Consider the following 11,823-nt stretch of genomic DNA (forward strand, 5'->3'; position numbering starts at 1 on the left):
CTCAGCGCATCTTCGAGAACAGAGCGCCCATCTTGGGCTGCAGGGCCATGGCCACGCCCATGTCCGACAGCTTCAGCTTGCCGGTCATGACCGCCATGGTCGGGTCCAGCTTGCCTTCGCCGATGGCCAGCAGGTCGTCCAGCGCCAGAGTCATGGTCAGGTCGGCCGGCTTGTCCTCGTTGGTCACCGAACCACCGTCGATGTGAATGACGCCGGCGTCCTTCAGATCGAACTTCAGGCTCTTGCCCAGGCCGCTGTCGTCGCCGACGGCGGTTTTGATGCGATCGGTGATTTCCTGGATGGTGGCCATAGGCGCGATCTCCCTTGCGCGAAATGATGTTGCGGATAGCTAGACCAGCGCGACCGAACAAGTAAACACCGTTCAGACGCCACAGGCCCTTATTTCTTCCCGCTATAGAAGGCGACCTTAGTCGGGGTTTTTGTCAACTTTACCCGTACGGCGCCCTTGAAGTCCTCTGGACGGAAATAGGGTCCGCTGCGGATCAAAGGCAGCGGTTGGGCGCGGCCATCGGCGAAGACCGCCAGGCCGCCCTCGGCCTTCAGGAAGGCGATGCCGCTGAACTTGGGCGCCATGAAAGCCATGACCCCAGCGGTCTTCCCGATCACGGCGTTGGTTTCGTCGACCGTCGCCGCGAGGTCTCGAACCTCGTACTCGACGGCTGGCCTGAGCTGGGGCGCGATGTCCATGGCCGACCCGAGCTTCAGATCCGCCGGCACGTCGAACGCGATCTTCGCCCCCTGCTCTAGCTGAGCCAGGGTCGGCAAGCGCTCGAAGAAACCTTCGTCGTTCATCGGCAGCGGCGTGCGGGCGCCGCTCGGCTCGACCAGCGCGGCCTTGAGGCTGGTCATCGGCTTTCCGTCGCGCAGGATCGCATAGGACAACTTCATGCGGGACCGCTCGGCTGGCGGTAGTCGCAGAAACTTGTCCAGGTAAGGCATGACCTTGGTCGCCGGCACGACCTTCTCGGCCAAGGCGGGACCCGCGGCCGCCGCGATGGCGAGGCCGGCCATCAGCGCTATCTCGATCCGTCTCATTTCGGCTTCACGAACTTAAGGGTCATGCGGTCGCTCTCCCCGATCGCGTCGTACTTGGCGTGGTCGAAGCCCGGCTCGGCCGGCTCGCCGCGCGGCGCCGACAGGCGCGTGGGCGGCAGGGTCCAGACGCCGAACGGATGGTCCTTGGTGTCCTTGGGATTGGCGTTGATCTCGCTGGTCGCGGCCAGCACGAAGCCCGCCTCCTTGGCCATCTGGATCACATAGTCCTGCTGGACATAGCCGTCGGCGGCCAAGACGTCCTGGACGCGCCCCGGCTGGCCGCGATGCTCCTCGATCCCCAGCACCCCGCCGGGCTTCAGCGCCGCCAGGGCGTCCCTGAAGGCCTTTTCGGCGATGCCGCCGGCCATCCAGTTGTGCAGATTGCGCAGGAAAAGCACCAGATCGGCGCTGCCCGCCGGCGCCACCGGACCGCTGGTCGGACCAAAGGCGGTGAACGTCACCTCGCCATAGACCTTCTTCGCGCCCGTGACCTTGCGGCGGTAGGCTTCGACGATCTCGGCGGCGGCGGGATCGGCCGGATTGTTGGTCTCCAGCAGGGCCTCGTAGAGCTTGCCCTTGGTGTCGGCCAGGAAGGGCGCGAGGATGTCGGTGTACCATCCCGCCCCCGGCCAGAACTCGACGACGGTCTGGCCGGGCGCGAGGCCCCAGAACTTCAGGGTTTCGACAGGGTGGCGCCAGCGGTCGCGAGCGCGGTCGGCGGGCAGCCGCCAGTCGCCGGCGACCACCGCCTCGAGGCTCTCGGGCCGCGCCTTTTCAGCGGGAGCGGCCTTGTCCTTGGACTTGCCGCACCCTGAAAGGCTCAGCGCGGTCGCGCCGGCCAGGACGCTCCTGCGCGACCACTGCTGGATAGACCCCATCATGCCCCCATGTACGCGTACGCTGAAATCACGCCAACGTGGCCGCTGACCTTGGCCAAAGTCAGGCCGGCTTGCGGAAGCGCAGGGTCATGCGGTCGCTTTCACCGATCGCATCGTACTTGGTGCGGTCGAAGTTCGGGTCCGCCGGCTGACCGGCGGGCGCCGTGCGCTTGACGGGAGGGAGGGTCCAGACGCCGAACGGATGGTCCTTGGTGTCCTTCGGATTGGCGTTGATCTCCGACTGGGCGTCCAGCTTGAAGCCAGCCTTCTCAGCCAGGGCGACGACCGTCGCCGTGTTCAGATAGCCGTCGGCGCCGGCGGCCTTTTCCGAGCGCGGATCGGCCCGGTGGTCCTCGACCGCCAGGACGCCGCCCGGCTTCAGCACCGCGAAGAAGTCGGCGAAGACCTTGTCGGCCATGCCCGGCTGGACGGTCCAGTTGTGGACGTTGCGGGCGGTCAGGACGAGGTCGGCCGAGCCCGGCGCGCCCAGCGGTCCCGACACGGCGCCGAAGTTCACGAACAGCGGCTTGCCGTACTTGGCCGCGTCGGCGAAGCGAGCCTCGAAGTCGGCGCGGCCCTTGCGCGCGCCTTCCGACAACTTCGGGTTCGAAAGGTCGGCGACGCCGGCGATGTAGGTTCCACCCGTGGCCTTGGCGTAGGGCGCCAGGATCTCGGTCCAGTAGCCGCCGCCGGGCGAGATCTCGATCACCGTCTGCTTGGGCTTCAGCCCCCAGAAGGTCAGACTTTCGTACGGATGGCGCGCGCCGTCGCGGGCGACGTCGCCGGCGGGACGGTTGGGCGAGGCGATGGCGGCCTTCAGCGCCTGGTCGGTCGAGGCGAAGGCGGCGGGAGCGAAGAGGCTGACGGCGGCGGCCAGCAGCAGGACGTGACGACGAAGCGGCATGGGGGACTTGTCCTTCGGCGAGTTGTTGCGCGGCGACCTTAGCCGGGGCGCGCGGCGCGTCAAAAGGATTCGCGTTCGATGAAACCGGCGCCTCTTGAACGGGAAAATCCGCTCACCAACTCTATCCACGAAGGCGCTGGAAACCCGGGCCTTCCGGACCGCTGGCGACGCCGATTTCGGGTCGCCGAAGGGACGCACATTCAAAGACCTTGCTTGATAAGAAGGATCTGACCCTATGCGTACGATCGACCTTTCGCCCCTGTACCGCTCGCTCGTCGGTTTTGACCGCCTCGCCGCCCAGTTGGACGCCGCGGCCCGCACGGAAGCCAGCTCGGGCTACCCCCCCTACAACATCGAACGCACCGGCGAGAACGACTACCGCATCGAGATCGCGGTGGCCGGCTTCAAGCCGGAAGAGCTGAACGTCGAGGTGAAGGAAAACCTGCTGACCGTCACCGGCCGCAAGGCGGCCAACGACGACGCCAAGCAGTACCTGCACCGCGGGCTCGCCGAACGGAATTTCGAGCGCAAGTTCCAGCTGACCGACTACCTGGTGGTGGTCGACGCCGAGCTGTCGAACGGCCTGCTGGCCATCTCGCTGAAGCGTGAACTGCCCGAGGCTCTGAAGCCCCGGACAGTGGAGATCAAGGCGAACGTCTCGCCGCTGATCGAAGGCGAAAAGGCCGCCTAAGCGGCCCCCTTCCGAAGTCTCCCCCCACATCCCTCTGAACTTGGGCGGCGCAGCGATGCGCCGCCTTTTTCGTATCCGCTCGACCGGTTAGTCCGGCATCGACAGATCCAGACCCTGGACCTGGCTGAGGTCCACGTCGCGCAGCCGCGTCTTGGTCAGGCGCGCGCCGGTCAGGTCCGCGCCGCGCAGGTCCGCGCCGTCCAGAACCGCGCCGGCGAGATCGGCGGCCTGCGCCGTCGCATAGCGCAGGCGAGCGCCTTCCATGTTCACCAGGGCCTGGCGCTGAGGTCCGATCGGAAGCGGCGACAGGAAGGCCTGGCGCAGATCGGCCTTGGTCAGGTTCGCGCCCGTCAACTTGGCGCCGCGCAGATCCGCCCCCTGCAGATTGGCCCCGCGCAGGTCGGCGTTCTGTAGGTTAGCGCCCTGCAAGTGCGCGCCCGACAGATCCAGCCCGACCATGCAGGCGCCCTTGGCGCTCATGGCCGAGAGCCGCAGCCCCCGCAGACGGTCGCCCAGCGGGCGCAGATCCTCGCCGTCGAGGCGCGCGACCGCGCCCTGCTTGCCGCCGGTCTTGCACCAGAGCTGGTTGGCCAGACAGAGCTGATGAAGGTCGTCGGCCTTGGCGACAGCGTCCGGCGTCGAGGCGCCCAAGACCCCGCTCAGGGCTCCGCGCTCGACCTTCGCGGTCGAGATATCGACGCCAGCCATCACCGCGCCGGCGAAATTGACGCCTTCCAGGTTGGCCCCGTCGACGTCCGCGCCGTCCAGGATCGCGCCGGCGAGATTGGCTTCTTTCAAGTTCGCGCCGGAGAGCTTGGCCCCGCGCAGGGAGCAATCGCTGAAGTCGGCCTTGAACGCCGAGACCCCCGTGAACTCGGACCCGTCGAGGGTTGCTCCCGAGAAGTTGGCCTCGTCGACCTCGCCCCGACGCGTCTCATGCCCCAGGGTCTCGAAACCCTTGCGTGGATGCGGGATGGCGACCTGGCCTTCGCGGAAATCGGCTTGGGTGAGGTCCGCCTGCGCCAGGTTGGCGCCGCGCAGGGAGGCGCCCCGCATGTCCGCGCGCACAAGCGAGGCCTGGCGCATGTCGGACTTGCGCAGATCGCAGCCGAACAGATTGGCTCGATCCAGCTTGGTCCGCACCATGCGGCAGCCGTCCAGGATCGAGGCGGAAAGATCCGCGTCGCTCAGGTTTCGATACGACAGATCAAGGCCCGACAACTGCACGAAACGAAGAGAGGCCCGACGGCCGCCCGGCTTGCCGGTAACGAATTTCTCGTGCGCCGTTACGATCATGTCGAGCTCGGCTTGGCTCAGGCGACGCCGCCCAGCCACGCTTTGCGCGGCGTTCATAACGCTGTTCCCTATGGTGATCTCGATGAATTGACGGGACCGTATCGAGAGGGGAACAGCGAACCGTTAAATCCGTGACGAATTGCCGCGTTTTTTTGACAGGCGCTAGATCACGTCGTCCAGGCCGCGCGCGCCCAGACGGATCGCGCCCATGACGTCGACATCGCGCATCTGGGCGCCGGTGAAATTGGCGCGCGAGAGGTCGGCGCCGGCGAGCCGCGCCTGGCGCAGATCGGCCCGCGCGAAATCGGCGTTGGCCAGGATCGCGCCGGTCATGTCGCAAGGCAGAACGCGGTCGGCGGTGATCAGCAGCGGGCCCAGCTGGGCGTCGCGAAGGTCCGAACCCGTCAGCTTGGCGCCCTTCAGCCGCGCGCCGCGCAGGTCGGCGCGGCGCAGGTTGCAGGCGCGAAGGTCCGCCCCTTCCAGCTGAGCGCCCTGCATCTGCACGCCCTCCATGTCGAGGCCGTAGAACACCGCGCCCTTGGCCGACAGGGCCGTCAGGTTGAAGCCGCGCACCGAGCGCAGATTGCGCAGGTCGGCCTTGTCGAAGACGGAGGGCTTGCCCTCGGCGCCGCCGGTTTCGATCCAGCGCGCATGGTCGGCGATCATCTGCTCGTAGGGCAGGTCGGAGACGTTGGTGCCCGCCGGCTTGTCGGTCAGGGCGCCTTCCATGTTCGTCTGGCTGACGTTCCAGGACATGGTCTTGGCGCCGACCAGCACGGTGTTGCGCAGGTCCGCGCCGGCCAGGTTCGCGCCCGACAGGTCCGCGCCCGCCAGGTTGGCGCCGTTGAAATTGGCTTGCTTGAGATTGGCGCGGACCAGCTTGGCGTCCTTCAGGATCGCGTCGCTGAAGTCGGCCTTGGTCGCGACGATGCCCGACAGGCGCGAGCGCTCCAGATTGGCGCCGCTGAGGTTGGCGCCGATGGCGTAGGCCTCGCGCTGGGTCAGCTCGATGACCTTGTAGCCCTCCTTGCGGTCGGCGGCGGCGATGGCCCCTTCGCGCAGGTCGGCCTCGAACATGTCGGCGCCGGTCAGGTTGGCGCCGCGCAGGCTGGATCCGCGCAGGTCGGCGCGGCGCAGCGAGGCGTCCGTGAGGTCCGCGCCCTGCAAGTCCGCGCCATAGAGGTTGGCGTTGTCCAGCTTGGTCTTGCGCAGGTCGCAGCCGACCATCATCGCGCCGGTGAAGTCGGCGTCGCAGAGGTTCCGGCCCGTCAGGGACAGGCCGGAAAGATCACAGAACGTGAAGACCGCCCGCGCGCCTCCCAACTTCGCCGACCATAGGCGATCGTGCTTGGCGCAGATGACGTCAAGGTCGTGCTGCGTCAGGCGCTTGTATTCTTGGGCGGCGGGCGCGTCGGCGCTCATGGGCGGGAAGTTATCCTGAATGATGGGTCAACCCTGCGCAGAACAGGATTAACGCCGCCTTTCCAAGGGCTTCCAGAGCCGACTAGCCAACCTGCGGCAGAGCCTCGGCTCGGCTCTCGTCCAGATAGCGCGCGCCGGTCGGCTTGAGCTGGGCGTCCAGCTCGATGACCAGCGGGTTGCCCGTCGGGATCTCGACGCCGACGATCTTGTCGTCCGGCACCTGGAACAAGTGCTTGACGATGGCGCGCAGCGAGTTGCCGTGGGCGGCGACCAGGACGGTCTCGCCGGCCTTCAGGTGCGGAGCGATGTCGCTTTCCCAATAAGGCAGCACGCGGACCAGGGTCGTCGCCAGGCTCTCGGTCGACGGCAGGCTGGCGCCCTTGTAGCGGCGGTCCTTGGCGAAGTCGTACTCACCGCCCGGCGCCAGTTCCGGCGGCGGGATGTCGTACGAGCGGCGCCAGATCGTGACCTGCTCGACGCCGTGCTTCTCGGCCGTCTCGGCCTTGTTCAGGCCGGTCAGACCGCCGTAGTGGCGCTCGTTCAGGCGCCAGTCCTTGGTCACCGGCACGAAGCTCTGCTTGGCCGCGTCCAGCGCCAGATTGCAGGTGCGGATGGCGCGGGTCTGGACCGAGGTGAAGGCCTGATCGATGTCGAGCCCGGCCTTGGCGATCAGTTCGCCGCCCTTGCGCGCCTGGGCCTCGCCCTCCGCCGTCAGGTCGACGTCGACCCAGCCCGTGAAGCGGTTTTCCAGGTTCCACTGGCTCTGGCCGTGGCGGAGCAGGACGAGGGTCGGCATCGGGCTTCCTTCAGAATGGAGGCGAGGTCGGGCTTTGTGTCAGGGCGGGCTAAGACCAGCCGCTTCCAGCGTCAAGCGCGGATGGCGCCCGCGCCCCCTCCCCCTGGCGCGCGCCCGTGCTATAGGCGGGCCATGCCTGATCGCATCTTCATGCCGTTGATGGGGTTGATCGCCCTCGTGCTGATCGCCTTTTCCCTCGTCTGGCCGCAGGGCCAGGGCGACCGCTCGTGGGGCCCGTTCGGCCATACGCCGGTCCAGCAGACGCCCGAGATGAAGGCCAAGATCCAGCGCGAGAAGGACGCCGCCGCGCGCCGCGACGAAGCCGCTCGCAAGGCTGTCGAAGCCGCCAGCAAGGCCCAGTCCGGTCAGGAGGCCCAATGAGCGCCTTCGACGCGATCGCCGTCGGTCGCCGCGTGCTGAGCGTCGAGGCCGACGCGCTCAAGACGCTGTCCCAGTCCCTGGACGAGGCTTTCGTCCAGGCGGTGGAGACCCTGTTCAACGCCAAGGGCCGGATCGTCTGCACCGGCATCGGCAAGTCTGGACACGTGGCGCGCAAGATCGCCGCGACCCTCGCCTCGACCGGCGCCCAGGCGATGTTCGTCCATCCGGCCGAGGCCAGCCACGGCGACCTCGGCATGATCGGTCCAGACGACGTGATCCTGGCCCTGTCGAAGTCCGGCGAGGCGCGCGAGCTGTCTGACGTCATCGCCTACGCCAAGCGCTTCTCGATCCCGCTGATCGCCATGACCGCGTTCGAAGACAGCCAGCTGGGCCGCGGCGGCGACATCGTGCTCCGTTTGCCCGACGCGCCGGAGGCCACCGCCGAGGTCAACGCGCCGACGACCTCGACCACCCTGCAGATCGCCCTAGGCGACGCCATCGCTGTGGCGCTGTTGGAGCGCCGCGGCTTCACGGCCAGCGACTTCCGCGTCTTCCATCCGGGCGGCAAGCTGGGCGCCATGCTGCGCACGGTGGCGGACCTGATGCACGGCGACGGCGAGCTGCCGCTGATCGGCGCCGAAGCCCCCATGCCCGACGCCCTGCTGGTGATGAGCGAAAAGCGCTTCGGCGCGGTGGGCGTGGTCGACGCCGACGGACGCCTGGCCGGCCTGATCACCGACGGCGACCTGCGCCGGCACATGGACGGCCTTCTGCAGCATACGGCTGGCGAGGTCATGACCCGCGCCCCGCTGGTCATCGCGCCCGGCGCCCTGGCGGCCGAAGCGCTGAAGCTGATGAACGATCGGCGGATCACCGTGCTGTTCGTGGTCGAGGCCGAACGCCCTGTCGGCGTCCTGCATGTCCACGATCTTCTCCGCGCCGGCGTGATCTAGGTCACATCGGCACTTTGTCGAACTTTGTCATGTGATCGCGCTAGTCGCCCTCGATCTGGGCGGCTAAAGCGACTTCGTCACAACTGAAGCGAGCTTCTAGATGTTCTCCGCGCCGCGCGCCGATCTCGTTCCCAATACCGCCGCCTATGAAAACGAGCCGCTGGTCAAGGCGACGGGCTTTCGCGAGTACGACGCGCGCTGGCTGTTCGGGCCGGAGATCAACCTGCTGGGCGTCCAGGCGCTGGGCCTGGGCCTGGGCACCTATATCCACGAGCTGGGCCAGTCGAAGATCGTGGTCGGCCACGACTTCCGCTCCTATTCGTCGTCGATCAAGAACGCCCTGATCCTCGGTTTGATCAGCGCCGGCTGCGAGGTGCACGACATCGGCCTGGCCCTCTCGCCCACCGCCTATTTCGCCCAGTTCGACCTGGACATCCCGTGCGTGGCGATGGTCACGGCCAGCCACAACGAGAACGGCTGGACCGGCGTGAAGATGGGCGCCCAGAAGCCGCTGACCTTCGGCCCCGACGAGATGGGCCGGCTGAAAGAGATCGTGCTGAAGGCCCAGTTCGTCGAGCGCGACGGCGGCAAGCTGATCCGGGTCGAGGGCGAAGCGCAGCGCTACATCGACGACGTCGCCAAACGCGCCAGCCTCAAGCGCCCCTTGAAGGTCATCGCCGCCTGCGGCAACGGCACGGCCGGCGCCTTCGTGGTGGAAGCTCTGAAGAAGATGGGCGTGGCCGAGGTGATCCCGATGGACACCGACCTCGACTACACCTTCCCCAAGTACAATCCGAACCCGGAGGACCACGAGATGCTGCACGAGATGGCGAAAGCCGTCCGTGAGCATGGCGCGGACATCGCGCTCGGCTTCGACGGCGACGGCGACCGCTGCGGCGTGGTCGACGACGAGGGCGAGGAGATCTTCGCCGACAAGATCGGCCTGATGCTGGCCCGCGACCTCGCCCCGCTGCATCCGGGCGCGACCTTCGTGGTCGACGTCAAGTCGACCGGCCTCTACGCCACCGACGAGATCCTGGCCAAGCACGGCTGCACGACGCTCTACTGGAAGACCGGCCACAGCTACATCAAGCGCAAGAGCGCCGAACTGGGCGCCCTGGCCGGCTTCGAGAAGAGCGGCCACTTCTTCATGAACGGCGAGCTGGGTCGCGGCTATGACGATGGCCTCGTGGCCGCCGCCGCCATCCTGTCGATGCTGGACCGCAATCCCGGCAAGAAACTCAGCGAACTGAAGAAGGCCCTGCCCGTGGCCTTCACCTCCCTGACCATGAGCCCGCACTGCGACGACGAGAAGAAGTACGGCGTCGTCGCAGACGTGGTGAAGGAATACGAGGACCTGTTCGCCGCCGGCGGTTCGATCCTGGGCCGCAAGATCACCGAGGTGATCACGGTCAACGGCGTGCGGGTGCACCTGGAGGACGGCTCCTGGGTTCTGGTCCGCGCCTCGTCGAACAAGCCCGAGATCGTGGTGGTCGTCGAGAGCACCCAGTCCGAAGACGACATGCGCGCCCTCTTCCGCCAGGAGGTCAAGCCGCGCCTGGGCGACCGGGTCGGCAAGTACAATCAGGAGATCTGACGCGAGCACATCGCCGATCGATCGAAGGCCGGGGCGAAAGCTCCGGCCTTTCTCTTTGGGCCCATGTGGGGTACCGACCGCGCCATGATCAGGCTCCGCCCTTCCCGCCCCGAAGACGGCCCACGGGTCGTCGAGATCTGGGCCGCCGCCGTGGACGCGACGCACGACTTCCTCACGCCTGAGGACCGCGCGGCGATCGGGCGCGAGGTCGAGGCCTTCTTGCCCACCGCCCCTCTGACCGTCGCCGTCGACCGCCGCGACCGCCCCGTCGGCTTCATGCTGATCGCCGGCTCGCACATGGAGGCGCTGTTCATCGATCCCGAGCATCGCGACGCCGGGATCGGGCGGATGCTGATCGAATACGCCCTGGCGGTGCACCCGATCCTGACCACCGACGTCAATGAACAGAACGCCCAGGCGGTCGGCTTCTACAAACATATGGGCTTCGAGCCGACGGGCTGGTCGGCGACCGACGGCCAGGGCCGCGCCTATCCGTTGATCCATCTGCGCTTTGGCGTCTGAGCGGTTCGGGTTTAGCTGCTCGTCCATCCGCCAAACGAGTCGCCCATGCGCCGCCTGCTCACCGCCCTCGCCCTGATCCTCGCGCCTGGCCTCGCCGAGGCCGCCCAGCCGATCCTGCTGAAGCCCGCCCGGGTCTGGACGGCCGAGGACGCCGGGCCGCCCCACGCGGGCTGGGCGGTGCTGATGAAGGACGACAGGATCGCCGCCGTCGGCCCGCTGGCTTCGATCGACGCCAAGGACGCCCAGGTCATCGATCTGCCGGGCGCAACGGTAATCCCGGGGCTGATGGACCTGCACAGCCACCTCTTTCTGCACCCGTACAACGAGACCTCGTGGGACGATCAGGTGCTGAGGGAGAGCCCGACCTATCGAACCCTGCGCGCCGGCGTGCAGGCCAAGGCGACGCTGGAGGCGGGCTTCACGACGCTGCGCGATCTGGGCACCGAGGGCGTCGGCGCCGCCGACGTTCCGCTGAAGAAGGCGATCAACGACGGCGTGATCCCCGGCCCGCGCCTGTTCGTCGCCACCAAGGCCATCGTGGCGACCGGCGCCTACGGCCCGGCCCGGCGCAACTTCAATCCCGAGGCCGAAATCCCGCAGGGCGCGCAGGAAGCCAGCGGCGTTCCCGAGGTGATCAAGGCCGTCCGCGAGCAGGCCGGGGCCGGCGCCGACTGGATCAAGGTCTACGCCGACTACCGGGTCGGGCCCGATGGCTCCACGCAGCCGACCTTCAGCCTCGAAGAGCTCAAAGCCCTGGTCGAGACCGCCCACTCTGGCGGCCGGCCCGTCTCGGCCCACGCCTCCAGCGACGAGGGCATGCGCCGCGCGGTCCTGGCCGGCGTCGACACGATCGAGCACGGCTACGGCGGCTCGGAGGCGACCTTCAAGCTGATGGCCGAGAAGGGCGTCGTCTTCTTCCCGACCCTGACGGCGGTCGAGAGCACCTCGACCTATTTCGGCGGCTATGTCGCGGGCAAGACGCCGCCGACAGTCGCCATGCGCAACGCCGACCGGGCCTTCAAGCTGGCGATGAAAAGCGGCGTCACGATCGGCATGGGCAGCGACGTCGGCGTCTTCCGCCACGGCGACAACGCCCGCGAGCTGATCCTGATGGTCAAGGCGGGCATGACGCCGGTCCAAGCCTTGCTGGCCGCGACGGCGGTCGACGCCAAGGCGCTGGGGCGAGCCGACAGCCTGGGCCAGTTGAAGCCCGGCTATCTGGCCGACCTCGTCGCGGTGACGGGCGACCCGACGCAAGCGATCGAGGCGACGCGGGACGTCGTTCTGGTCGTCAAAGGCGGACAAATCATCACCCGCCGCTGATCGA

13 protein-coding genes are annotated in these 11,823 nt (G+C 67.7%); 6 read left to right on the forward strand and 7 right to left on the reverse strand.

The window, feature by feature from the left end:
- Position 1 precedes the first annotated feature (1 nt).
- The 4 genes from CSW60_RS04705 to CSW60_RS04720 all read right to left on the reverse strand — a co-directional run bounded on the left by CSW60_RS04705 (position 2) and on the right by CSW60_RS04720 (position 2,838).
- Positions 2-310 (reverse strand): SCP2 sterol-binding domain-containing protein, encoded by a 309-nt coding sequence (locus tag CSW60_RS04705; protein ID WP_013080000.1) that lies wholly within the window; start codon positions 308-310, stop codon positions 2-4.
- Positions 311-399: 89 nt separating this feature from the next.
- Positions 400-1,032, reverse strand: a complete 633-nt coding sequence (locus tag CSW60_RS04710) for a hypothetical protein (protein WP_236634213.1) — start codon at positions 1,030-1,032, stop codon at positions 400-402.
- A gap of 20 nt (positions 1,033-1,052) precedes the next feature.
- Entirely contained in the window at positions 1,053-1,937 is an 885-nt protein-coding gene (locus CSW60_RS04715) for a class I SAM-dependent methyltransferase (protein WP_099536150.1), read from the reverse strand.
- A gap of 58 nt (positions 1,938-1,995) precedes the next feature.
- Positions 1,996-2,838, reverse strand: coding sequence for a class I SAM-dependent methyltransferase (locus tag CSW60_RS04720; RefSeq protein ID WP_099536151.1), 843 nt, complete (start codon positions 2,836-2,838; stop codon positions 1,996-1,998).
- A gap of 235 nt (positions 2,839-3,073) precedes the next feature.
- Here CSW60_RS04720 and CSW60_RS04725 point away from each other — a divergent pair, with 235 nt between their 5' ends.
- A complete protein-coding gene (locus tag CSW60_RS04725) occupies positions 3,074-3,529 on the forward strand; it encodes an Hsp20 family protein (RefSeq protein WP_099536152.1) in 456 nt (151 codons plus the stop codon).
- 87 nt (positions 3,530-3,616) lie between these two features.
- Here the strand turns inward: CSW60_RS04725 and CSW60_RS04730 are convergent, their stop codons facing one another.
- The 3 genes from CSW60_RS04730 to gpmA form a co-directional block, all read right to left on the reverse strand.
- Complete coding sequence (locus CSW60_RS04730) at positions 3,617-4,882, reverse strand: pentapeptide repeat-containing protein (protein WP_099536153.1); 1,266 nt, start codon at positions 4,880-4,882, stop codon at positions 3,617-3,619.
- 105 nt (positions 4,883-4,987) lie between these two features.
- Positions 4,988-6,247: a pentapeptide repeat-containing protein gene (locus CSW60_RS04735; protein ID WP_099536154.1), complete on the reverse strand. Its 1,260-nt coding sequence runs from the start codon at positions 6,245-6,247 to the stop codon at positions 4,988-4,990.
- A gap of 82 nt (positions 6,248-6,329) precedes the next feature.
- The gene (gpmA, locus tag CSW60_RS04740; RefSeq protein WP_066686255.1) at positions 6,330-7,043 is read right to left on the reverse strand and encodes a 2,3-diphosphoglycerate-dependent phosphoglycerate mutase; all 714 of its coding nucleotides are present in this window, start codon (positions 7,041-7,043) and stop codon (positions 6,330-6,332) included.
- Positions 7,044-7,193: 150 nt separating this feature from the next.
- Between gpmA and CSW60_RS04745 the strand changes: the two genes are divergently transcribed.
- The 5 genes from CSW60_RS04745 (at position 7,194) to CSW60_RS04765 (ending at position 11,819) form a co-directional block, all read left to right on the forward strand.
- On the forward strand, positions 7,194-7,424 hold the full coding sequence (locus CSW60_RS04745) for a hypothetical protein (protein ID WP_099537549.1): 231 nt from the start codon (positions 7,194-7,196) through the stop codon (positions 7,422-7,424).
- The gene (locus CSW60_RS04750; protein ID WP_099536155.1) at positions 7,421-8,377 is read left to right on the forward strand and encodes an SIS domain-containing protein; all 957 of its coding nucleotides are present in this window, start codon (positions 7,421-7,423) and stop codon (positions 8,375-8,377) included. Before CSW60_RS04745 ends, CSW60_RS04750 begins: the two co-directional genes overlap by 4 nt.
- Before the next feature lie 100 nt (positions 8,378-8,477).
- A complete protein-coding gene (locus tag CSW60_RS04755; protein WP_099536156.1) occupies positions 8,478-9,974 on the forward strand; it encodes a phosphomannomutase/phosphoglucomutase in 1,497 nt (498 codons plus the stop codon).
- 84 nt (positions 9,975-10,058) lie between these two features.
- Positions 10,059-10,496 (forward strand): acetyltransferase, encoded by a 438-nt coding sequence (locus CSW60_RS04760; RefSeq protein ID WP_099537550.1) that lies wholly within the window; start codon positions 10,059-10,061, stop codon positions 10,494-10,496.
- A 45-nt stretch (positions 10,497-10,541) separates the two neighbouring features.
- Positions 10,542-11,819 (forward strand): amidohydrolase family protein, encoded by a 1,278-nt coding sequence (locus CSW60_RS04765; protein WP_099536157.1) that lies wholly within the window; start codon positions 10,542-10,544, stop codon positions 11,817-11,819.
- Positions 11,820-11,823 lie beyond the last annotated feature (4 nt).

The organism is Caulobacter sp. X (assembly GCF_002742635.1).
Taxonomy (GTDB): Bacteria; Pseudomonadota; Alphaproteobacteria; order Caulobacterales; family Caulobacteraceae; genus Caulobacter.